Origin of the sequence: Streptococcus sp. NCTC 11567 (genome assembly GCF_902141215.1) — a bacterium.
In the GTDB taxonomy this organism is placed as follows: domain Bacteria; phylum Bacillota; class Bacilli; order Lactobacillales; family Streptococcaceae; genus Streptococcus; species Streptococcus dysgalactiae.
In genome coordinates, this window is the sequence record NZ_LR595857.1 from 882,745 (window position 1) to 905,820 (window position 23,076).

Genomic DNA, 23,076 nt, shown 5'->3' on the forward strand with positions numbered 1-23,076 from the left:
TTTAGAGCTATGTTGTTTTGAATGGTCCCAATTCAATATCGTCAATATGACTTGAGAGAGGGATAAATACAATATCCTTATGCCTTCCCATTCTTTCTATTAAAACGTTTTCATGTTATAATAGTCAAAAGGAGAAGGAGGGTGGAGCGATGGAACAAACATTTTTTATGATTAAGCCGGATGGGGTTGAGCGAGGGTTAGTTGGAGAGGTTTTGCGGCGGATTGAGCGTCGAGGGTTTACATTTGAACGCTTGGAGTTGCGGCAAGCTAGTCCGGAACTCTTGGCTAAGCACTACGAAGCCTTGGTAACTAAACCATTTTATCCTGAGCTTGAAGCTTACATGACAAGTGGTCCTGTTTTAATTGGGGTGCTGTCGGGAAATCGGGTGATTTCCTCTTGGCGAACCATGATGGGGGTAACTAATCCTAAGGATGCTCTTCCCGGGACCATTCGTGGTGATTTTGCCCAAGCTCCTGGTGATGATGGAGGTATTTTTAACGTGGTGCATGGGTCTGATTCAAGAGACTCTGCTAGGCGTGAGATTGCCCTTTGGTTTAATCAAGCTGAACTTGATAGCTCTGCTATTTTTCCGAAAGATAATCAGTAAGAAAAGATAGGCAAAGGCCTGTCTTTTTTGTTATAATAGAGGGAAAGACTAAATGTATAGGAAAATAGAATGAACAGTCAAGATTTAAAGAAACGTCAGGAGAAGATTCGTAATTTCTCCATTATTGCACATATTGACCATGGCAAATCTACTCTCGCTGATCGCATTTTGGAAAAGACAGAGACCGTTTCCTCTCGCGAAATGCAGGCCCAGTTACTGGACTCCATGGATTTGGAGCGTGAGCGTGGGATTACCATCAAGTTAAACGCTATTGAGCTTAATTATACGGCTAAGGATGGGGAAACGTACATTTTCCACCTTATTGATACCCCAGGGCATGTGGACTTTACTTATGAAGTATCTCGTTCGTTGGCAGCCTGCGAGGGGGCCATTCTAGTTGTTGATGCAGCGCAGGGAATTGAAGCGCAGACATTGGCTAATGTTTACCTAGCCCTCGACAATGATTTGGAAATTTTACCTGTTATCAATAAAATTGACTTGCCGGCTGCTGATCCTGAACGGGTTCGTCATGAAGTGGAAGATGTAATTGGGCTTGATGCTTCTGAGGCTGTTCTGGCGTCAGCCAAGGCTGGTATCGGGATTGAAGAGATTCTTGAACAAATTGTTGAGAAGGTTCCTGCTCCTACGGGTGATGTGGATGCGCCTTTACAAGCCTTGATTTTTGACTCTGTTTACGATGCTTATCGAGGCGTTATTCTGCAGGTTCGGATTGTGAATGGTATTGTCAAACCTGGCGATAAAATTCAAATGATGTCGAATGGAAAAACCTTTGATGTCACAGAAGTTGGGATTTTCACTCCTAAGGCAGTTGGACGAGATTTCCTTGCGACGGGAGATGTTGGTTATGTTGCGGCTTCTATCAAAACGGTAGCAGATACCCGTGTGGGGGATACGGTGACTTTAGCTAATAACCCTGCTAAGGAAGCCTTGCATGGCTACAAGCAGATGAACCCGATGGTCTTTGCAGGGATTTATCCGATTGAATCAAATAAATACAATGACTTGCGTGAAGCGCTTGAAAAATTACAACTGAATGATGCCAGTTTACAGTTTGAACCAGAAACGTCACAAGCTCTTGGCTTTGGTTTCCGTTGTGGATTTTTAGGTTTGCTTCATATGGACGTGATTCAAGAACGTTTAGAGCGTGAGTTTAACATTGATTTGATCATGACAGCACCGTCCGTGGTGTATCACGTTCACACAACTGATGGGGATATGATTGAAGTGTCTAACCCCTCAGAATTTCCTGATCCAACGCGGGTGGCTTCTATTGAAGAGCCTTATGTTAAAGCGCAAATCATGGTGCCACAAGAGTTCGTTGGGGCTGTTATGGAATTGTCGCAGCGCAAGCGTGGTGATTTTGTAACCATGGATTACATTGATGATAATCGTGTCAATGTGATTTACCAAATCCCGCTGGCTGAAATTGTCTTTGATTTCTTTGATAAATTGAAATCCTCAACGCGAGGCTATGCGAGTTTTGATTATGAAATTTCTGAATACCGCAAGTCACAACTGGTGAAAATGGATATTCTGCTGAATGGGGATAAGGTTGATGCGCTCAGCTTTATTGTCCATAAAGAATTTGCTTATGAACGTGGGAAAATTATTGTTGAGAAATTGAAAAAAATCATTCCACGTCAACAATTTGAAGTGCCTATTCAAGCGGCTATCGGTCAAAAAATTGTTTCTCGTTCAGACATCAAGGCCCTTCGTAAAAACGTTTTGGCTAAGTGTTATGGTGGTGACGTGTCTCGTAAACGTAAATTGCTCGAAAAACAAAAAGCCGGTAAAAAACGAATGAAATCGATTGGTTCGGTAGAAGTCCCTCAAGAAGCTTTCTTGAGTGTTCTCTCAATGGATGAGGATGCCAAAAAATAATGATTTTTGAAAAAGTCAGATTACTTATCTGGCTTTTTTGGTCAATTGGAATCTCTTAGAGACGTAAGAATTGGCTAATCAAGAGCAGTTTAGAACAGATTCTAAACAAATGGTTCAAAAGATTGTCGTTTTTTTGGTAGAATGAAAGCATTAACACACCTGAAAGGAGTTTCTCATGGAGACAAAAGATGACTTGAAAAAACGGATTGGCGACCTTTCTTACGAGGTTACCCAACATGCGGCGACAGAACGTCCTTTTACAGGGAAATATGATGATTTTTTTGAGAAGGGGATCTATGTCGATATTGTTAGTGGAGAGGTCTTGTTTTCATCACTGGATAAATTTAATTCTGGCTGTGGTTGGCCTGCCTTCTCAAAACCTATTGAAAATCGCATGGTCACGAACCACGATGACTCTTCTTATGGAATGAGACGGGTTGAAGTCAAAAGTCGGGAAGCGGGATCGCATTTGGGGCATGTCTTTAGTGACGGCCCTCAAGAAGCTGGAGGCTTGCGTTACTGTATCAATTCAGCAGCTCTTAAATTCATTCCTTATGACCAGATGGAAAAAGAAGGCTATGCCCAATGGCTCACATTGTTTGATGAGAAATAATAGGGTTTCAAAATGACTGAAAAAGAAGCGCAGCTATTAGCCCAAGCAGAAGCCTGGGTCAAGGAAAAACTGGCAGCGGATGCTAGTGGTCATGATTTTTGGCATGTGATTCGTGTTTGTCGCTTGGCTAAGATTATCGCCCAAGAGGAAGAGGGAGATGTTTTCATCTGTCAGTTGGCAGCTCTCTTGCATGATATGGCTGATGACAAACTCAATGCTGATCCAAAGAAAGCTCGCCAAGATATTCTGGCTTGGTTAGCTGGTCATGACGATTATTGATACGATCTCTTTTAAAGGCGGTCACGGGAAACCATTGACGAATTTGGAGGCTAAGATTGTTCAAGATGCTGATCGACTCGATGCTATTGGTGCCATTGGCATTGCCCGTTGTATGGTTTACTCAGGTCACACCGGTCGACTGATTCATGATCCTGATAGACTACCGCGAGAGACCATGACTGTTGAGGAATATCGTAAGGATGGTACAGCCATCATGCATTTTTATGAGAAATTACTGACCTTGAAAGAGCGCATGAATACCGCTTACGGTCGTCAGCTTGCGGAGCATCGGCATCAGGTTTTGGTATCTTATTTAGATGAATTTTATACTGAATGGGATGGCTTGCGTTAAGAAATCAACTGGTATATTTTAAAAGACACGTATGGGTTATATCGAGTTATTCTGAGGTGTGTCATAGAATTAGTTTGAATAATCAAAACAGTTCATGACCATAAAAAGACCGTTGATGATTTGGACATCAAAATGAGTTAAAAAAAAGGTAGTATAGGATTGTCGAGTTGCAACAGACAAAACAAACAGATACAGGAGATATTCAACATGAATACAAAGATTTTTGAAAAATTTGATTTTATGGATAATGAAAAGCTTGCATATATTGATGGTGGTGCAGGCAGTGGTAAGACGGTTTATCAAGGTAATGGATTATATTGTAATAAAGTGAAGTGCTGGGTGAATTGGGCTGAAACGTGGACTACTATTGCAAATAATTCAGTAATGAATGTCCTCACTGGCGGAAATGCTGGTTGGCATTCTGGAGGAGCGCTTTAATGTCTGGACTAAACTGGTTCTCAGGAGGAAATGAGCGCCAACAGCAAGCTTCGCTACTCATCAAAGATTTAGTGGCAGATTTGAAGCAAAGTGGTGGAAAAGAACCACTACAAAAAGTACTGCTCTCTTTTGATGAGGAGTTAAAGAGAGGAGAGTCCTCTATCCCTTTTATTTTAAGTCGTATGACAGTGGCAGTTTCAACAGTTTTAAAGGAACATCAGATCACCTTATCAGCGAAAGAATCAGATCAATTGGATGATTTATATGCCTTACTGCAAATTCGATATGGTTATTAAGGGACCATTTAGTGACAGATGATTCTTTGATAAAATCAATTTGTTTATCGAAAGCCTAAAACAGGTTATGGTTTTAGGTTTTTTGACTGTCTTCGCAGTAGATAGTAGATGCTTGTCATGGGGAGTTTGAAGTTACTTGACGCTTGATGAAAAGATAGGTAAACTAAAGCTAAGAAAGCTGGTGAGAAAATGGCAACCCTCTTGGATTATATAAAGACTAATGGACACCGTGACTATCATAGTTTAGCCTTAAATGAATTAGATGTTGCGGTGATTAATGAAATTGGTTACCTGACTTTTGATGAGTTAGTGGCTGATGATAATCACCTAGAGGCGACAATTAAACTAAGTCAGTTGCCTTTACTGCAGACTAGAGAAATCAAGGGGACTCCCTATGATTTTTTAAACACCAAAGAACGGTTGGATCTCTTTCAAATGATGTGTCAGTCAAAGCGGTTTTCAGAACTGACCTTATCGCACTATATCAATGACATCAATACTGAGTTCGAAAAGCAGTTTGCAGCTATGGTGTTTCGTCTTCCTTCGATTGATTATACTCAACTGGTTTTTCGAGGGACCGATGACAGTTTGATTGGATGGAAAGAGGATTTCAAGCTTACTTATATGCGGGAAATTCCAGCTCATCGCTCTGCTATAGACTACCTTAAAACCTATCACACCTATTACCCTAATCAAAAATTAGTCTTGAGTGGGCATTCTAAAGGAGGAAACCTAGCCTTGTATGCCGCTAGTTTTGTGCCAAAGAATGTGCAAGCCTCTCTCAAGGACATTTATCTTTTTGACTCGCCTGGTCTCATCAAAGAATTTCTTACTCATCCAGGTTACCAAGCCATTCGCCGTCGACTGGTTGTGATAAAGCCACAAGATGCTATTATAGGTGTTATGCTTTATTGTGATGTACCTGAAAAAATTGTTCAGAGCCAGTCTTATGGGCTGTTACAACATCAAATGGTCAATTGGCAAATCACGCCGAATGCTCAATTTAAAAGGGCACCTAAGCGCAGCGCACTTAGTTATGATTTAGAAGAAACGTTTAAAGACTGGACCAATCAGTTATCAAAACAAGACCTGAAACTATTGTGTGATACTTTTTTTGATTGTTTGGCTTCTAGTGGGATCACTAGTCTAAATGCCTTTAGTCTTGACGATAAGGCGTTTTTAACCTTGATGCGTGTAATCAGTTCATTACAGTCTATTGATCATGAGAAAAAGAAGGTGATGGTAAAATCCCTTCACCAATTGATGGTAACCTATGGTAGTTATCGTCGTCGAGATATTTCTGAAAATATCCATAATCGTCTGCAACAGTTGTTAACGCTCACAAAGGGAATCAAATAACACAATGGTTGACTCACTAAGGCTAAATGACAGAAGTGTTGAGGAATGAGGGTCAATTTTACAAGCCTTTGTAAAAGGTCTATAATAGGGAATGAAAAAAGGAGGTTAGTATGTCAACTTATTTAAGAAAACTTCCAGGCTTGTTACTTTGTCTGCTTTTAGCTCTTCCAGCCTGGTATTTAGGGCGCTTATTTCCCATTATTGGAGCACCTGTTTTTGCTATTCTTTTAGGAATGTTGTTAGCCTTGTTTTATCACCATCGTGACAAGACTAAAGAGGGAATTAGTTTTACATCCAAGTATATTTTGCAAACAGCAGTTGTTTTGCTTGGTTTTGGATTAAACTTAACCCAAATTATGGCAGTGGGCATGCAATCTTTACCGATTATCGTTTCAACCGTTGCCACCGCGCTGTTAGTTGCCTATGGCCTGCAAAAGTGGTTAGGCTTGGATGTGAATACGGCTACTTTGGTGGGTGTAGGTTCTTCCATTTGTGGGGGATCAGCGATTGCAGCGACAGCTCCTGTCATTAAGGCAAAGGATGATGAGATTGCCAAAGCTATTTCAGTCATTTTTCTCTTTAATATTTTAGCAGCTTTACTATTTCCAAGTTTAGGACAATTATTAGGCTTATCTAATGAAGGTTTTGCTATTTTTGCTGGGACAGCTGTTAACGACACCTCTTCCGTGACTGCAACGGCCACGGCCTGGGATGCCATTCACCATTCCAATACACTAGATGGCGCAACCATTGTCAAGTTGACTCGCACCTTGGCTATTCTTCCAATTACTTTAGGTTTATCCCTTTACCGAGCGAAAAAAGAGCACGACATCGTTACAGAAGAAGGCTTCAGCCTTAGGAAGTCATTCCCTCGTTTCATCCTCTTCTTTTTATTAGCTTCTCTCATCACAACATTGATGACCAACTTTGGTGTTTCTGCCGATGTTTTCCATTCCCTCAAAGAATTATCCAAATTCTTTATTGTGATGGCTATGGCAGCGATTGGTTTAAATACAAACCTGGTTAAATTAATCAAGACGGGCGGTCAAGCTATCCTTTTAGGGGCTATTTGCTGGGTAGCCATTACTCTTGTCAGTCTAGGCATGCAATTCGCTTTGGGCATTTGGTAATCAGACACGAGAAATCAGTTTGACTGATTTCTTTTTTTGTACCTTATTTGTGTAGAATTGTCTACATTTTAAAGAGAATAATGCATTTTTAAAACGTTTTCATTTGATAAAATAAACCTATCGTTAAACCAGTTCAGTAAAGACAACTGGTTGAGATAAGCAATTATCGTTTACTCAGCGGTTTTTGTTAACAGAGGAGGATAGGAATGAAACGAAAATTTCTCATTGGGAGTCACGGTAGACTAGCCAGTGGTTTGCAAAGTTCCATTGACATTTTAGCAGGGATGGGTCAGTCACTTGAAATCATTGATGCTTATGTTGATGATAGTGATTATACTAGCCAGATTGATGACTTTATCGCTGGAGTAGCAGCAGATGAACAGGGCCTCATTTTTACTGATTTATTAGGTGGTAGTGTGAATCAGAAAATGGTAACGGCTGTGATGGCCAGTGGTAAAGATAATATTTTTTTAATCACAAATAGTAATCTAGCGACCTTGCTATCAGTGATGTTTTTGAACCCTGATGAGGCGCTTACTAAAGATAAAATTGTAACCGTTATCAATGAGTCGCAGGTCCAGTTGGTTGACTTGAGCCCTGCTACGGATTCAGAAGATGACTTTTTTGATTAATATCTAGGAGGAAGACAAAATGATTACCCAAATTCGTGTTGATGATCGCTTGATTCATGGTCAAGTTGCAGTTGTCTGGACCAAAGAGTTGAATGCTCCACTCTTAGTTGTGGCCAACGATGAAGCTGCTAAAAACGAGATCACTCAAATGACCCTAAAAATGGCTGTACCAAATGGCATGAAATTGCTTATCCGTTCTGTTGAAGAATCTATTAAGCTCTTTAATGACCCACGCGCCAAAGACAAGCGTATCTTTGTTATTGTGAATTCTGTCAAAGATGCCTGCGCCATCGCTAAAGAAGTTCCAGACTTAGAAGCTGTTAATGTGGCTAATGTGGGGCGCTTTGACAAATCAGACCCAGCAAGCAAAGTCAAAGTGACACCAAGTCTTTTACTTAACCCAGAAGAAATGGCAGCCGCAAAGGAATTAGTCAGTTTGCCAGAACTTGATGTTTTTAACCAAGTCTTACCATCAAATACCAAGGTCCATTTGAGCCAATTAGTCAACTAAAGAGAGGTAAAAAAGTATGTTAGTACCAGCAACAATGGCAGCTTTAGCTGTATTGATTTGTTTTGGGGGAAATTATTTAACCGGTCAAAGCATGATGGAAAGACCCCTAGTAGTTGGACTGGTCACAGGTCTTCTTTTAGGAGATATGAAGGTCGGTATTTTAATGGGAGCTTCTCTAGAAGCCCTCTTCCTAGGAAATGTGAATATTGGGGGTGTTATTGCAGCTGAGCCTGTAACAGCGACTGCCATGGCAACAACCTTTACCATTATTTCACATATTGACCAAAAAGCAGCTATGACTCTAGCTGTTCCAATTGGAATGTTGGCAGCTTTTGTCGTCATGTTCTTAAAAAATGTCTTCATGAATATCTTTGCTCCAATGGTTGATAAAGCAGCTGAAGCTAACCATCAAGGTAAACTAGTGATGCTCCACTATGGCACTTGGATTATCTATTACTTAATCATTGCTTCTATTTCTTTTATTGGTATTTTAGTAGGAAGTGGTCCGGTGAATGCCTTCGTGGAACACATTCCTCAAAACCTCATGAATGGGCTAAGTGCCGCAGGTGGCCTCTTGCCAGCCGTCGGTTTTGCCATGCTGATGAAATTATTGTGGACCAACAAATTAGCTGTTTTTTACCTATTGGGCTTTGTCTTAACAGCTTATTTGAAATTACCAGCGGTTGCAGTTGCTGCCCTAGGAGCAGTTATTTGCGTCATTAGTTCCCAACGTGATTTGGAATTGGATGCTATCACTAAGGGAGCCTTTAGCAATCAGACAAACTTTGACTCAAAAGAATCAGAAGAGGAGGATTTCTTCGCATGACATCACAAGATAATTTGACCAGAGAAGAACGCAAAATGTTGCGCTCAGTCTTCTGGCGCTCATGGACGATGAATGCCAGCCGTACAGGTGCAACCCAGTATCATGCTGTTGGTGTGATTTACACCCTTTTACCTGTTATTAATCATTTTTACAAAACAGATAAAGATAAGGCAGATGCGCTGGTTAGACATACAACATGGTTCAATGCCACCATGCACATCAATAACTTTATCATGGGTCTTGTGGCATCGATGGAAAAGAAAAACAGTGAAGATCCTGATTTTGATGCTAGTGCTATCACCGCTGTTAAGGCTTCGTTGATGGGACCTATATCTGGAGTTGGAGATTCCTTCTTCTGGGGAATTTTAAGGGTTATTGCGGCAGGTATCGGGATTTCCTTGGCAAGTGCAGGCTCAGCCATGGGAGCTGTTGTCTTCTTACTCTTGTACAATATTCCTGCTTTTATTATTCACTACTATAGCCTTTATGGTGGTTATTCTGTAGGTGCAGGATTTATCAAAAAACTTTACGAATCTGGTGGTATAAAAATCGTCACTAAAACTTCAAGTATGCTTGGGTTAATGATGGTAGGCTCAATGACGGCTTCAAATGTAAAATTTAAAACGATTCTTACAGTTGCTGCGAAAGGTGCCAAAGAAGCAGCTTCTATTCAAGATTACCTTGACCAATTGTTTATTGGTATTGTACCATTAATGGTAACACTAGCAGCTTTTTGGCTTCTACGAAAGAAAGTGAATATCAACTTGATTATGTTTGGTATCATGTTCCTTGGCATTATCCTTGGACTTTTAGGTATTTGCTAATAATCTCCTAGCAATAAAGGTAAGTAAGACAAGTTTTCTTGTCTTACTTATCTTTTTTCATTAATGGCAAAACGTGATGCGATGCAGTATTTCTGGAAAAAACCTGTTAGCGGTTAAGAATCTGCTATAATGTAAGGAGACAAAAATGCGAGGTAACCAGGTGGAAGAAAAGTTTAAACAACGACTGCAAAAGGACATTTCACGGCATTTTTCTTACCAATCACTCATGTTATCAGTGCTTTTGATTGGTCTTTTTGTCATTTTCTCTTTAGCCCCACAGCAAATTGGCTTGTACCGCGATGTCAATACGATTGCGGACCGTTACCACCGTTTCGTGACTAAGCAAGAGAACTTGTTAGAAGACTTAGGAAAAACGAGTGTTGAGCCTTTTCTAAATGGAGGCATTAGCGCTGAAGAGTTGAGCAAACACTATTTTCATCTCCGGCAAACAAGTCAACTGTCAACTGATCTTTTTATCTTTTCCCCAAACCAAACCCTTTTGTTTGCTAGCAATCCCCATCTGGGTTCTTTTCTGAGCAAATCGGTTTATATCCAGGAAGTTTTGGCAGGAGCAAAGTCCAAAAAGCCTTTCTTTAGAATAACCATGGATAATGAAGAAGGTCATTATCTGATGGTGATTAAGCCAATAATCAGCCAAGAAAAAGTTAAAGGGCATGTCTTTTTAGTCATGAATGGTAAAGATTTTCTCCATCCAAGTAAGACCTTGACCTCTGATTTGGTCATTGCAGATCGACTAGATAATACTTTTACCTTTACCAACCGTGATTTTATCGCTTCCAGTTTGGATAAGGTTAATAGTTCCTTGTTGCAAGATTACTTTGTTTTCCAAAATCATCGTGCCTTTGTCGTGAGAAAAGTAGCACTGCAAGGAAATCTCTGGTTATACATGTACCGTCCGCTGATTCCAATTACGTCAGTTGTCTTGTTCTCACTCATTTCTTCTCTTATTATTTTTGTGATTTTACAGCGCAAATCGAGTGGCTTGGCCGATCGTATTGCTGCTAAAAATTCGATAGCCATCAATCAAATGGTTCAAGAGATGGGAGCTATTTCTCGCCAGGAAAAAAGCCGGATTGACTTGGACAGCCAAGACGAGTTTCAATATTTATCTGGTCAGATTAATCACATGGTGGAACAATTACAGGAACTACATGACAAGACCTTGGCCTTGGAAATGCAAAAATTAGTGTTTGAAAAACGGATGTTGGAAGCTCAGTTTAACCCTCATTTTCTCTACAATACTTTAGAAACCATTTTAATCACTAGCCATTACGATCCAGTTTTAACTGAAAAAATTGTTATTCAGCTCACCACATTACTGCGGTATAGTCTGACAGATTCCACCAAACCTGTCCTACTCAAAGATGATTTAAGTGTGATTGATTCTTACTTGGTCATCAATCAGGTGCGTTTTGAAGAATTACAATACTGTTTTCACCTCTCGCTAGACCTTGAAAACCTCGCTGTGCCAAAGTTGTTTTTACTCCCTTTGATTGAAAATGCTATAAAATATGGATTAAAAGAACGTCACGATGTCCGGATTGAGATAGCTTGTTATCGCAAAGACAATCACATTGTCTTTGCGGTGAGTGACAACGGCTCAGGAATATCACCTCAAAAGCAATTAACCATTCGAGAACAACTGGAAGCGGCAGAATCTCATCATGGACTGGTTAATTCTTACCGTCGTCTCAAACATCATTTTTCAGAAGTGTCATTGGAGTTTACCCAAGAAGACGACCGGTTCACCGTCAGCTATTATGTGAAGGAGTAGTCAATGTACAAATTAGTGATTATTGAAGATGAACATATTATCCGAAAATGGCTGCGCTACGCCGTTGACTATGAGTCTTTAGGAATTGTCGTTGTAGGCGAGGCCAAAGATGGTAAAGCAGGCGCTGCTTTAATCCGAGAGTGTCAGCCACATATTGTCCTGACAGACATCAACATGCCCATCATGACCGCATTCGAGATGTTTGAAGAGACCAGGGAACAGACCTATGCCAAAATTATCTTATCAGGCTATGCCGATTTTCCTAATGCACAATCAGCCATTCATTATGGTGTTCTGGAATTTTTAACCAAACCGATCGAAAAAGCTGCTCTTTGGGATTGTCTTCAAAGCATCGTTGATCAGATAGAAAGTCAAAAGAAAGCAGGCAGACAGGAAAGTTCCTCTCTCTACCTTCCTTTACCGCAGGTGAATGATCAGTTTCCTGACATTGTCAAAGCTATTCTGGATTGGGTACATGAGCATTTTCAAGATAAAATTACCACAGGTCAATTGGCTCATGAGTTGGGATATAGTGAAAGTTACCTTTATCAAATCGTAAAAAAACACCTTCAAATGACTTTGAATGAGTACATCAACCAATACCGTATTAACCAGGCCATTCAACTAATGGAAAAAGAGCCGGACTTAATGGTATACCAAATAGCAGAAGCAGTTGGGATTTATGATTATCGTTATTTTGACAGAGTATTTAAAAAATACCTTGGCCAGACAGTCAAAGCTTTTAAAGAACATCATTTTCTGAAAACACACGAAGGAGCATGTCATGAAAAAACCTAATTGGAATTGGAGGATTAGCCTGGTTCTTTTGGTTCTTTTTCTTCTTCTTGGCATTTGCACCCTTGCCAATTCATCACCTTCTAGAACATTACCATCAAAAGAACTCGTGATTTTGAGTCCGAATAGCCAAACGATTTTGACTGGAACCATTCCTGCTTTTGAGGAAAAATATGGGATTAAGGTTAAGATTATCCAAGGAGGGACTGGCCAGCTCATTGATCGCTTGCGTCAGAAGAGAAGTTCTTTGAAAGCTGACATCTTCTTTGGAGGCAATTACACGCAATTTGAAAGTCATAAACACTTATTTGAATCTTACCTGTCTCCTGAGGTAGCGACAGTCCTTCCAGATTACCAATTGCCTAGTGACAGAGCCACTCCCTACACCATTAATGGCAGTGTCTTAATTGTGAATAATGAATTGGCACAAGGACTTAGCATCACAAGTTATGAAGATCTCCTTCAACCAGCTTTAAAAGGAAAGATAGCTTTTGCTGATCCGAATAAGTCTTCCAGTGCTTTTTCGCAGTTAACAAATATATTACTTGCTAAGGGTGGCTATACTCATTCAGAAGCTTGGGATTATGTGAAGCAATTGCTCATCAATACCAATTCAAGGAGGGCTGCTAGTTCGTCGGATGTCTACCAATCTGTCGCTGAAGGAAAGATGATTGTTGGGTTAACCTATGAAGACCCTTGCATTAATCTTCAAAAGAGTGGCGCCAACGTTTCGATTGTCTATCCTAGAGAAGGGACAGTGTTTGTCCCTTCATCTGTGGCCATTGTCAGAAATGCTCCAGCGATGGAAGAAGCCAAGTTGTTCATTAATTTTATGCTTTCTCGAGATGTGCAACATGCGTTTGGTCAGTCAACCAGTAACAGACCCGTTCGTCAAGACGCTCAGACAAGTCATGACATGAAACCACTTGAGGAGATTACTACTCTAAAAGAAGATTATGCCTATGTGACCAAGCATAAGAAAAAGATATTAAACACCTACAACCAATTGGAGAAAGATCTGGAGGATATTAAAGAATGACTGGACGGAGAACTGTTTCAGTCTTGGAAAAGAGGCTTTAAAGCCTTTTTTCTATGGTATAATAAAAAGGAAGTTCCCTTAAGAAAGTCAGGATTATGTCACCAAAAACCATTGATATTGAAAAATACCATCAACTTGCTTTGCAACGGCAGGCTGAACACCAAAAGTTTTTAGCAGCCTTAAAGAAAAAACCACCTAAACATCTCGATAAGATCGTCCAAGACATTCATCAAGAGGTTTTTCAAGAGATTGATTGCACGTCCTGTGCTAACTGTTGTAAAGATTTAGGGCCTGACTTGACAGAGGCTGATATTGTCAAAATTGCCAAGCTCTTTCGGATGAAGTTGGCAACCTTTGAAAAAACTTATTTGCGCGTGGATGAGGATGGTGATAAGGTTTTCCAGTCCATGCCTTGCCCGTTTTTAGGCGGGGACAATCTTTGTAGCATTTATGATGTGAGACCCAAAGCCTGCCGAGAATTTCCTCACACAGACCGCAAAAAAATCTACCAGATTAATCATCTCACGCTCAAGAATACCTTGATTTGTCCAGCAGCTTACGAGTTTGTGGAACGGCTACGCAAATGTTTGGCAAATACTTAGCCTTAGCCCGACAAAAGTGTAGCTTAGGCTTCAACCTTGGTGTTGATTGCCCTAGTCTTGTTCAGCTGGATGACAATGGGTCTAATCCAACTCGGAAAATGTTTTACAGGTGATCTATTAGAACAAGACATCATTTCGCAGGGAATAGCACTAAAAAGAGGAGCTAGGCAGCTCTTAACGTTTCTCAAATCTAAAGGCTATTTGTTAGCCTTAGCGACCTCGAGTGCTCCAGATAGAGCTGTTAAGATCTTATCCCAACATGATTTACTTAACTTCTTCGATGAGATGGTTTTTGGAACAGAGGTTGAGAGAGGGAAACCTCATCCAGACATATTCTTAACTGCCTGTCATCGTTTGGGAGTAGTACCAAAAGAAGTCTTGATTTTTGAAGATAGTGAAGCTGGTCTTCAAAGCGCTTATGCGGCAGGAGCTGCCGCCATTTGTATCCCAGACATGAAAGTACCTGCTCCAGAAATCTTGGAACTTGCAAGTGCTGTTTATTCAGATTTGGAGGAAGCCCTAGACTATTTTCAATCAGAAATAAATATTAAACCAAGTCACCTGCAATAGAAAGGAAGTTTTTTTATGACAACCGAATTTGAGAAAATGAATCGTGGCGAATGGTATGATGCTAATCTTGATGCTGAGCTCATTCAAAAACGCATGGAAGCACAAGATCTATGTTTTGATTTAAACCAATTAAAACCTAGTCGAGAAGAGGAACGTTCTGCTATTCTAAAACAACTCATGGGGCAGGCCTTTGATGGTTTAGTCCTGCTTAGTCCTTTTATGTGTGATTATGGCACAAATATCACTTTTGGGAAGAATTGCTTTGTGAATAGTAATTGTTACTTCATGGATGGTGCAAAGATTACCTTGGGAGACAATGTCTTTGTTGGTCCTTCGACAGGCTTTTATACGGCCAATCATCCTTTAGACTATAAACGCCGCAATGAGGGTCTGGAAAAGGCCTTACTAATTACCATAGGTGATAATGTCTGGTTTGGTGCGAATGTCAATGTCATGCCTGGTGTCACCATCGGCAGTGGCTGTGTGATTGCATCAGGATCAGTCGTCACCCATGATATTCCAGCTAATTCCCTCGCAGCAGGTGTCCCTTGCCAAGTTGTCAGAGAAATCGAACAGGAGTAGAAATTGAGGGTATTAGAGGAACTTGCTAAATGTAATCAGGCTTTTGACTAGATTTAAGTAATTATTGGGGTAGTACCAAATAATTCAATAGTATGGTTAAAGAAAGAATGAATGTAGGGAGAGAAATTTATCAACGAAAAGTGGTGGATGGCTTATTAGGATTAGCCTACCATTAACAATAGATTGATTTATAATACTGTGATATACTGAACCTGTTATGGATATTACAGTAGAAAAATTTAAAACTAGATTTATTGCAGTTTTTGGAGAGAAAGTTTGGGAAAAATTTAATAAAAAATTTCGAAATAAGCACCAGATAGAAAATGACTTTCAAACAATAGATGAGATTGAAATGCATTTAAAGAAATACATAGAACATATTGATAAGGTGAAAAACTTTTTTAATACCGATAATAAGCACTTTTTACGTTTTATATTAATATGCATCGAAAAAGTAAATCGGATTGAAAGTAGAAAATATCATTTTTCGTTACCTTTAAATCAAGATGGAGGAAATGAAAAATGTGGGAGATTGAGCATATTATTCCTTGCAAAAGCTTTGAAAAACAGATTAGTGATGCTAAATTTGCCTCTGAACATAAGCACCATCTCTCCAATCTAACCCTTATTTCAAGAAGTCTAAACGGAAAGGAAAATTACAAGACGGCTTCATTTAACAAGAAAAAAGAGTTAATTCAGAGTTATGATGAAGGAAATCTATATATAAATTTAATTTTTCGTGAGGAAGTGGAGTCTGAGGAGGACCTTAGGGCTCTTTTTGAGAAACGTGGAGAAAGCTTAAAAGAAGACTTTCACAATATATTTTTTAATAATAATAAATGGAACCTTACAATATTTTATGAAATTATTTTAGCAGATTCTGAATAAATTCGTTTTTTATATTTCTACACCCCCTAGAAAGGAATCCCCTAAAAGTGCGTTACAAATTTCTTTTTTTCGATCTGGACCATACCTTACTTGATTTTGATGCGGCAGAAGAGGTTGCCTTGACCAAGTTGTTAGAAGAATATCAAGTTACTGATATTAAGGCCTATAAGGACTACTATAAACCGATGAACCAAAACCTGTGGAAACGATTGGAACATGGGGAGATTAGCAAAGTAGATTTGATTAATTCTCGTTTTGCTCTGCTATTTGCTCATTTTGGAGTGACGGTTGATGGGAGGCAGTTAGCAGAAGCTTATCAAAAGCATTTAAAGCATCAAGGGCAAGTTTATGTTGGTACTAAGGAACTGTTAGAAAAACTAGTCGCCAAAGGCTACAACCTATATGCGGCAACCAATGGCATCGCAACAATCCAACAAGGTCGATTGGAAGCGTCTGGTTTGGTGCCTTACTTCAAAGCCATTTTTATTTCGGAACAGTCGGGTAGTCAAAAACCTAACAAAGCTTTCTACGATTGGATGACCCAGCAGGTGCCTCATTACCAACCTGACCAGGCTTTGATGATTGGGGACAGTTTATCGGCTGATATTCAAGGGGGAATTAATGCTGGCATGGATACCTTATGGTACAACCCGAAGCACCTCCTGAATAACAGCCCTGTTCATCCGACTTATGAGGTGTCAGATTATCAAGCCCTGCTGACCTCTATTGTGGGAACAACTGACAACAGCCTTTAAAAATAGCGTAGCCATTTTTTGAAATCGATTTCAATTTCTGATAGACTAAAGGTATTAAGAAAAGGAGGCTATATGTGATGGCTTATCAAACAATTTACCCTTATACAAATGAAGTCCTTCATACATTCGATAACATGACCAACCAAGGTGTGGCAGATGTTCTTGAAAGAGCTCACCTTCTCTATAAAAAATGGCGTCAGGAAGATCATCTAGAAGAACGTAAAGCCCAGCTTCATCAAGTGGCTAATATTCTTCGCCGTGACCGCGATAAATACGCTGAAATCATGACCAAAGATATGGGAAAACTGTTCACAGAAGCCCAAGATGAAGTAGATCTTTGTGCCGATATTGCTGATTACTATGCTGATAAGGCAGATGAATTTTTGATGTCTACGCCACTAGAAACAGATTCTGGTCAGGCTTACTATTTGAAACAATCAACAGGTGTTATCCTAGCTGTTGAGCCTTGGAATTTTCCTTACTATCAAATCATGCGGGTCTTTGCGCCAAACTTTATTGTTGGGAACCCAATGGTTTTAAAACATGCGTCCACTTGCCCACGCTCTGCCCAATCTTTCGAAGAATTAGTTCTTGAAGCTGGTGCTGAAGCAGGTAGTTTTACCAATTTGTTTATTTCTTATGACCAAGTATCACAAGTGATTGCTGATAAACGTGTGGTTGGTGTCTGCTTGACAGGTTCCGAACGTGGAGGAGCTAGCATTGCAGAAGAAGCTGGTAAAAACTTGAAAAAAACAACCCTTGAATTGGGTGGTGATGATGCCTTTATTATCCTTGATGACGCGGATTGGGATCAATTAGAGAAGGTTCTTTACTTCTCTCGTCTCTACAATGCAGGACAAGTATGTACCTCATCGAAACGTTTTATCGTGCTTGACAAAGACTATGACCGTTTCAAAGACTTGTTAACGAAGGTCTTCAAAACAGCTAAATGGGGTGACCCAATGGATCCCGAAACGACGTTGGCACCATTATCATCAGCTCAAGCTAAAGAAGATGTTCTTACTCAAATTAAATTAGCTTTGGACAACGGTGCTGAATTAGTGTACGGTGGTGAAGCGATTGATCATCCAGGTAATTTCGTCATGCCAACCATTATTGCTGGCCTCACAAAAGACAACCCTGTTTACTACCAAGAAATCTTTGGACCAGTTGGTGAAATCTACAAAGTATCTTCTGAAGAAGAAGCGATTGAAGTGGCTAATGACTCTAACTATGGTCTTGGAGGTACTATCTTTAGTAGCAATCAAGAGCATGCCGAAGCAGTGGCTGCTAAGATTGAAACTGGTATGTCCTTTATCAACTCAGGATGGACTAGTCTTCCAGAACTCCCATTTGGTGGGATTAAAAATTCAGGCTATGGCCGTGAATTGAGTGAGCTTGGCTTTACCTCCTTTGTAAATGAACACCTTATCTACACCCCAAATCAACAGTAATTTTACAACCCCTAAGGACATAGTACTTGTTTTTAGGGGTTCTTTTGGAGATATTATGGACATCAATGTTTTTGCAACAGATATGGATGGCACTTTTTTAACAGATGCTAATGATTATGACCGTCAGCGCTTTGTCCATGTTTTTGAGGCTTTACAGGCACAGGGGAAACGCTTTGTTGCCATCAGTGGCAATCAATTCTACTAAATCAAAGGATTTTTCAAAGACTACGCTCACCAGATAACGATAGTCAGTAAAAATGGTGTCTACATCAATCAAGGAGCCCTAGGGCTCTTTTTTGAGGTCAAAAACCCAAATTTTTGATAAACTAGTAGCATGAATGAACTGATTAAACACAAGCTAGAACTCTTGCCAGATAGTCCTGGTTGCTACTTGCATAAGGACAAAGAGGGAACTATTATCTATGTAGGTAAAGCTAAGAATTTGAAGAACCGAGTGCGGTCTTATTTTCGTGGTAGCCATGATACCAAAACAGAATTATTGGTCTCTGAGATTGCTGATTTTGAATTTATTGTGACCGAATCAAATACTGAGGCACTCTTGCTTGAAATCAACTTGATTCAAGAAAACATGCCCAAATATAATATCAAGCTCAAAGATGATAAGTCTTATCCTTTTATCAAAATCACCAATGAGACCTTTCCTCGCTTGCTTATTACGAGACAGATTAAGAAAAATGACGGTCTATATTTCGGGCCCTATCCAGATTCGTACACCGCTAACGAAGTGAAAAAATTGCTGGATCGCATTTTTCCCTTTAAGAAATGTAAAAACCCTGTCAATAAGGTCTGTTTTTATTACCATTTAGGACAGTGTTGTGCTCATACTATCTGCCATACAGATAAGGCTTATTGGGATGGTCTGGTAGAGGATGTCAAACACTTTTTGAATGGTAAGGATGACAAGATTATTGAGGGGCTGCGGGCAAAAATGTTAGCAGCTTCTGAAGAAATGGCATTTGAACGTGCTGCTGAATATCGAGATTTGATTTCAGGTATTGCCATCATGCGCACCAAGCAGCGGGTGATGAGTAAGGACTTGCAAGACAGAGATATTTTTGGCTACTTTGTTGACAAGGGCTGGATGTGCGTACAGGTTTTCTTTGTCCGTCAAGGGAAATTAATTCAGCGGGATGTTAACCTTTTTCCTTACTATAACGAGGCAGAAGAAGATTTTTTAACCTATATGGGGCAGTTTTATCAAGATAAACAGCATTTTATCCCCAAAGAAGTCTTTATTCCAGAAGCTATTGACGAAGAACTAGTAGCCGCTATTGTGCCAACAAAAATCATCAAACCAAAACGGGGTGAGAAAAAACAATTGGTGGCTTTGGCGACCAAGAATGCACGTGTCAGCCTTCAGCAGAAATTTGATTTGTTGGAAAAAGATATTAAGAAAATTAGCGGTGCCATTGACAATCTAGGCTACTTGTTAGGAATTGACAAGCCAGTCCGGATTGAGGCTTTTGATAATTCCAATATTCAAGGGACAAGCCCCGTAGCGGCTATGGTTGTTTTTGTTGACGGGAAACCTAGTAAGAAAGATTATCGTAAATTTAAGATTAAAACAGTGATGGGCCCAGATGATTATGCCAGCATGAGGGAAGTGATTTTTCGAAGGTATAGCCGCGTTAAACATGAAGGACTGGTAGCTCCTGATTTAATCATCATTGATGGTGGGCTAGGGCAGGTCAATGCGGCCAGAGAAGTGATTGAAGACCGACTAGGTTTAACGATTCCTATTGCGGGTTTGCAAAAAAATGATAAGCACCAGACCCATGAATTGCTCTTTGGAAAGCCACTCGAGGTAGTCCCCTTACCCCGTAATTCAGAAGAATTTTTCCTCTTGCATCGCATCCAAGATGAGGTGCACCGCTTTGCGATTACTTTCCACCGACAGGTTCGCAGTAAAAATTCATTCTCTTCGAAATTGGATAAGATTCCAGGACTAGGTCCGAAGCGCAAGCAGATACTGCTTAAACATTTTAAAACCATGACAGCCATTGCGGCAGCTAGTCCAGATGAGATTCATTCGTTAGGGATTCCTAGGGCAGTGGCATCAGCTGTCCATCAGCATCTGACAGACAGTCAGCAAAGTTAATCACAATTAAAAACGCCTGAAACATTTCCGTTCAGACGTTTTTCTTTTTATCTTAGTGACTTTGAACGTTTTTCAATAGCTGACTAAATGATAACAATCCTTGGGTTTCGTAAGTTTCTGTGAACTGACGCACGAGATCAGCATCGTATGTTTCTGAATCCAAACGTAACTGTTCCACAGGAAGAGAACGATCGTTAGCGATTTTAACATCAATTACCACAGGACCAGTAGCCCCTTGAGCTTCTTGGAAAGCCGCTTTGAGTTCTGCTAAATTATGAACCGTAAAGCCCTTAGCGTCCATGGAACTAGCAGCTTTACCAAAATCAATATCCATGAGGTCAATGCCAGAATGGGGTTGTGGCATATCGTCTTGCTCTGCTTCAATAAAACCTAGGCTCTCATTGGTCAAAATCACGTTGATGATTGGCATGCGGTATTTGACAGCCGTTGCAATATCTTGCATGTTCATGGTCCAACCACCATCTCCTGAAATGGACTAAACCTGACGGTTGGGGTAGGCTGCTTGAGATCCAATAGCTGCTGGAAGGGCATAATCCATGGTAGCATACCAACCGCTAGTCGTAAAGGCTTGTTGATCATTCATTTTGAGGAAGCGAACGGCGTCAATGGTAACATTACCTACATCAATTTGGAAGATAGCATCTTTAGTGGCCATGTTATTAATAGCTTCTTCTTATTGGCCAAAGCAACACGGTACCAATCTGTTTCAGGTAATTCTCTGCCTTTTTCAAGCAAGGCCTTGATGGTTTGTTTGGCATCGGCAAGAATAGCTAAGTCAACGTGATGTCTGCGACCAAATTTGGTACCGTCAATATCCACTTGAATATATGTCGTGTCATCTTGAATAAAGTGTCCTTGGAAAGGCATTTCTGTTCCAAATGTAATAATGGTGTCAGCTTGCTGTAGCATCTCAACACCTTTAGCAGGCGCTGAGCTTAAAATTGGCGCTTTTAGTTGTTTTGCCAAGGCCATAATATCTTCTCTCGCCCCACGAGTACCAAGCCCAATATAAATAAGAGGGCGATTGGCAGCTTGTAAGAGAGCTAGCGCTTGATCAATGTGTTCAGGATTTGGAACTGGCAACAAAGGTTTTTGATAATGCACTGCGGTTGAGACATAAGTGTCTTCGATATCTTGCCATCCTAAATCTTTTGGAATGGTTACCACAGCAACCCCTTTGTGGGCATAGGCTTGTCGGATCGCCTCATCCACGACATAAGGCAATTGCTCGGCTGTCATAACAGTACGGTTGTAAATGGCAACATCCTCAAACATGGGGGTTTCATTTAATTCTTGGAAATAAGATGAAGGTTGGTACTTGACCAATGAGGGCAAGTAGAGGCACGCCATCGTGTTTAGCATCATATAATCCATTGAGCAAATGAACAGCCCCAGGTCCAGTAGAGCCAAAGGTGACACCAATACGACCAGTGACCTTAGCTTCTCCGACTGCAGCAAGAGCCCCAGCTTCTTCGTGGCGCACTTGAATGTACTGAATACTGTTTTGGCGATTGTATAGAGCATTCATGGTGGAATCAAAGGATCCGCCAGGAAGTCCATAAATGGTTTTAACGCCCCAAGCCTCAATAACTTTTATCATCGCATCAGATGCTTTTATCTTACTCATACGAATGTCCTCCTTTAGCTAATGACAAAACACGACCTTGAAGGAAAGTCGTGTTGCAATTCAGATAGCTGGATACCCTGTAGAGATATTTCCCTAACTGAGGTGAATTGTAGCAGACTTTCCTGTTGGTCAGTCTTAATATTATTCTGATATAGCTATCTTACTGCTCAAAAAGAAATAAATCAAGATACTTGCACTAATTAGTAATAAAAACAGAAATGTCGTGAAATTGTGATTTTCAGAAGGCTTTAAACACTTTTTATGGTAAAATGAAAGGGTATTAAAAATCAGAATTAGATAGGAAGTTTTGAGATGAAATTTCTAGAATTGAACAAAAAACGTCATGCCATTAAGACCTTTAATGACAAGTCAGTTGACTATAATGACTTGCGAACGGCGATTGAAATTGCGACTCTAGCACCTAGTGCTAACAATATTCAACCATGGAAATTTGTAGTGGTTCAAGAGAAAAAAGATGAGCTTGCTAAAGGCTTACCGCTAGCAAATAAACTTCAGGTAGAACAGGCTCAATATGTAATTGCCTTATTTTCAGACACTGATTTGGCCTTGCGTTCTCGTAAAATTGCTCGTATTGGTGTCAAATCATTGCCAGACGACTTAATTGGTTATTACATGGAAACATTGCCACCACGATTTGCTTCGTTTAACGAGGTTCAAACAGGTGAGTATTTAGCTATTAATGCTGGTATTGTGGCTATGAATTTGGTGTTAGCTTTGACGGATCAAAAAATAGCATCTAATATTATTCTTGGTTTTGATAAGTCAACGACCAATGAGATTTTAGACATTGATCCGCGTTTCCGTCCAGAATTGCTGATTACAGTTGGCTACAGTGATGAAAAACCAGAACCTAGTTATCGTCTACCCGTTGACGAAGTGATTGAAAGAAGGTAATTATTATCTACATCGTCTCACGCTGTTAGTGTCAGCTGATAAATACCTCTTGATGGTTTTGCCTTATCTGACAGCTAAAGCAAGATGCTCTTTTATTCCTCGTTGTATAGACTAGGAAATCTAGGACTTTTAATAATGATGCCC

At 40.2% G+C, this 23,076-nt stretch carries 24 protein-coding genes and 2 pseudogenes; 25 read left to right on the forward strand and 1 reads right to left on the reverse strand.

Annotation, left to right across the window (positions count from 1 at the left end):
* Nucleotides 1-149 precede the first annotated feature (149 nt).
* The 24 genes and pseudogenes from ndk to uvrC all read left to right on the forward strand — a co-directional run bounded on the left by ndk (nt 150) and on the right by uvrC (nt 20,369).
* Nucleotides 150-608, forward strand: a complete 459-nt coding sequence (gene ndk, locus FQT67_RS04535; protein ID WP_003060137.1) for a nucleoside-diphosphate kinase — start codon at nt 150-152, stop codon at nt 606-608.
* A gap of 69 nt (nt 609-677) precedes the next feature.
* Entirely contained in the window at nt 678-2,510 is a 1,833-nt protein-coding gene (lepA, locus tag FQT67_RS04540) for a translation elongation factor 4 (protein ID WP_003058439.1), read from the forward strand.
* Between the two features lie 175 nt (nt 2,511-2,685).
* The gene (gene msrB / locus FQT67_RS04545; RefSeq protein WP_003062486.1) at nt 2,686-3,123 is read left to right on the forward strand and encodes a peptide-methionine (R)-S-oxide reductase MsrB; all 438 of its coding nucleotides are present in this window, start codon (nt 2,686-2,688) and stop codon (nt 3,121-3,123) included.
* A 12-nt stretch (nt 3,124-3,135) separates the two neighbouring features.
* A pseudogene (locus FQT67_RS04550) lies at nt 3,136-3,754 on the forward strand (HD domain-containing protein).
* Between the two features lie 207 nt (nt 3,755-3,961).
* The gene (locus FQT67_RS04555) at nt 3,962-4,192 is read left to right on the forward strand and encodes a leucocin A/sakacin P family class II bacteriocin (RefSeq protein WP_003058431.1); all 231 of its coding nucleotides are present in this window, start codon (nt 3,962-3,964) and stop codon (nt 4,190-4,192) included.
* Nucleotides 4,192-4,488, forward strand: coding sequence for a bacteriocin immunity protein (locus tag FQT67_RS04560; RefSeq protein ID WP_003058441.1), 297 nt, complete (start codon nt 4,192-4,194; stop codon nt 4,486-4,488). The genes FQT67_RS04555 and FQT67_RS04560 overlap by 1 nt, the downstream gene beginning before the upstream one ends.
* A gap of 189 nt (nt 4,489-4,677) precedes the next feature.
* Nucleotides 4,678-5,847 carry an Mbeg1-like protein gene (locus FQT67_RS04565; RefSeq protein ID WP_015017090.1) on the forward strand — a complete coding sequence of 390 codons (1,170 nt, stop codon included), beginning with the start codon at nt 4,678-4,680 and terminating at the stop codon, nt 5,845-5,847.
* 110 nt (nt 5,848-5,957) lie between these two features.
* The gene (locus FQT67_RS04570; protein WP_046177076.1) at nt 5,958-6,977 is read left to right on the forward strand and encodes a YeiH family protein; all 1,020 of its coding nucleotides are present in this window, start codon (nt 5,958-5,960) and stop codon (nt 6,975-6,977) included.
* A gap of 206 nt (nt 6,978-7,183) precedes the next feature.
* Nucleotides 7,184-7,609 (forward strand): PTS mannose transporter subunit IIA, encoded by a 426-nt coding sequence (locus FQT67_RS04575; protein ID WP_003058453.1) that lies wholly within the window; start codon nt 7,184-7,186, stop codon nt 7,607-7,609.
* 19 nt (nt 7,610-7,628) lie between these two features.
* Nucleotides 7,629-8,120 carry a PTS system mannose/fructose/N-acetylgalactosamine-transporter subunit IIB gene (locus FQT67_RS04580; RefSeq protein ID WP_003058434.1) on the forward strand — a complete coding sequence of 164 codons (492 nt, stop codon included), beginning with the start codon at nt 7,629-7,631 and terminating at the stop codon, nt 8,118-8,120.
* A 16-nt stretch (nt 8,121-8,136) separates the two neighbouring features.
* Nucleotides 8,137-8,946, forward strand: coding sequence for a PTS mannose/fructose/sorbose/N-acetylgalactosamine transporter subunit IIC (locus FQT67_RS04585; RefSeq protein ID WP_046177075.1), 810 nt, complete (start codon nt 8,137-8,139; stop codon nt 8,944-8,946).
* Complete coding sequence (locus tag FQT67_RS04590; protein WP_046177074.1) at nt 8,943-9,770, forward strand: PTS system mannose/fructose/sorbose family transporter subunit IID; 828 nt, start codon at nt 8,943-8,945, stop codon at nt 9,768-9,770. The genes FQT67_RS04585 and FQT67_RS04590 overlap by 4 nt, the downstream gene beginning before the upstream one ends.
* A gap of 145 nt (nt 9,771-9,915) precedes the next feature.
* Nucleotides 9,916-11,565, forward strand: a complete 1,650-nt coding sequence (locus FQT67_RS04595) for a sensor histidine kinase (protein WP_003062586.1) — start codon at nt 9,916-9,918, stop codon at nt 11,563-11,565.
* Between the two features lie 3 nt (nt 11,566-11,568).
* Complete coding sequence (locus FQT67_RS04600; protein ID WP_003061999.1) at nt 11,569-12,363, forward strand: AraC family transcriptional regulator; 795 nt, start codon at nt 11,569-11,571, stop codon at nt 12,361-12,363.
* On the forward strand, nt 12,350-13,399 hold the full coding sequence (locus tag FQT67_RS04605; RefSeq protein ID WP_046177073.1) for an extracellular solute-binding protein: 1,050 nt from the start codon (nt 12,350-12,352) through the stop codon (nt 13,397-13,399). Before FQT67_RS04600 ends, FQT67_RS04605 begins: the two co-directional genes overlap by 14 nt.
* Before the next feature lie 95 nt (nt 13,400-13,494).
* Nucleotides 13,495-14,001, forward strand: a complete 507-nt coding sequence (locus tag FQT67_RS04610; RefSeq protein ID WP_003058426.1) for a YkgJ family cysteine cluster protein — start codon at nt 13,495-13,497, stop codon at nt 13,999-14,001.
* A gap of 69 nt (nt 14,002-14,070) precedes the next feature.
* Complete coding sequence (locus FQT67_RS04615; RefSeq protein WP_046177072.1) at nt 14,071-14,571, forward strand: HAD family hydrolase; 501 nt, start codon at nt 14,071-14,073, stop codon at nt 14,569-14,571.
* 15 nt (nt 14,572-14,586) lie between these two features.
* Nucleotides 14,587-15,153: a sugar O-acetyltransferase gene (locus FQT67_RS04620; RefSeq protein WP_046177071.1), complete on the forward strand. Its 567-nt coding sequence runs from the start codon at nt 14,587-14,589 to the stop codon at nt 15,151-15,153.
* 217 nt (nt 15,154-15,370) lie between these two features.
* On the forward strand, nt 15,371-15,775 hold the full coding sequence (locus FQT67_RS10910; RefSeq protein ID WP_243408430.1) for a hypothetical protein: 405 nt from the start codon (nt 15,371-15,373) through the stop codon (nt 15,773-15,775).
* Complete coding sequence (locus FQT67_RS10915; RefSeq protein WP_232619972.1) at nt 15,676-16,041, forward strand: DUF1524 domain-containing protein; 366 nt, start codon at nt 15,676-15,678, stop codon at nt 16,039-16,041. The genes FQT67_RS10910 and FQT67_RS10915 overlap by 100 nt, the downstream gene beginning before the upstream one ends.
* Before the next feature lie 47 nt (nt 16,042-16,088).
* Nucleotides 16,089-16,796, forward strand: coding sequence for a YjjG family noncanonical pyrimidine nucleotidase (locus tag FQT67_RS04630; protein ID WP_015017084.1), 708 nt, complete (start codon nt 16,089-16,091; stop codon nt 16,794-16,796).
* A 77-nt stretch (nt 16,797-16,873) separates the two neighbouring features.
* The gene (locus FQT67_RS04635; protein ID WP_046177070.1) at nt 16,874-18,250 is read left to right on the forward strand and encodes an NAD-dependent succinate-semialdehyde dehydrogenase; all 1,377 of its coding nucleotides are present in this window, start codon (nt 16,874-16,876) and stop codon (nt 18,248-18,250) included.
* A 55-nt stretch (nt 18,251-18,305) separates the two neighbouring features.
* A complete protein-coding gene (locus tag FQT67_RS04640; protein ID WP_046177069.1) occupies nt 18,306-18,455 on the forward strand; it encodes an HAD hydrolase family protein in 150 nt (49 codons plus the stop codon).
* 129 nt (nt 18,456-18,584) lie between these two features.
* Nucleotides 18,585-20,369, forward strand: coding sequence for an excinuclease ABC subunit UvrC (gene uvrC / locus FQT67_RS04645; protein WP_046177068.1), 1,785 nt, complete (start codon nt 18,585-18,587; stop codon nt 20,367-20,369).
* 52 nt (nt 20,370-20,421) lie between these two features.
* On the opposite strand, the pseudogene FQT67_RS10920 reads toward uvrC, so the two are convergent.
* A pseudogene (locus FQT67_RS10920) lies at nt 20,422-22,017 on the reverse strand (thiamine pyrophosphate-dependent enzyme).
* A gap of 312 nt (nt 22,018-22,329) precedes the next feature.
* Here FQT67_RS10920 and FQT67_RS04670 point away from each other — a divergent pair.
* Nucleotides 22,330-22,932: a nitroreductase family protein gene (locus tag FQT67_RS04670; protein ID WP_003054310.1), complete on the forward strand. Its 603-nt coding sequence runs from the start codon at nt 22,330-22,332 to the stop codon at nt 22,930-22,932.
* The last annotated feature ends 144 nt before the right edge of the window (nt 22,933-23,076 follow it).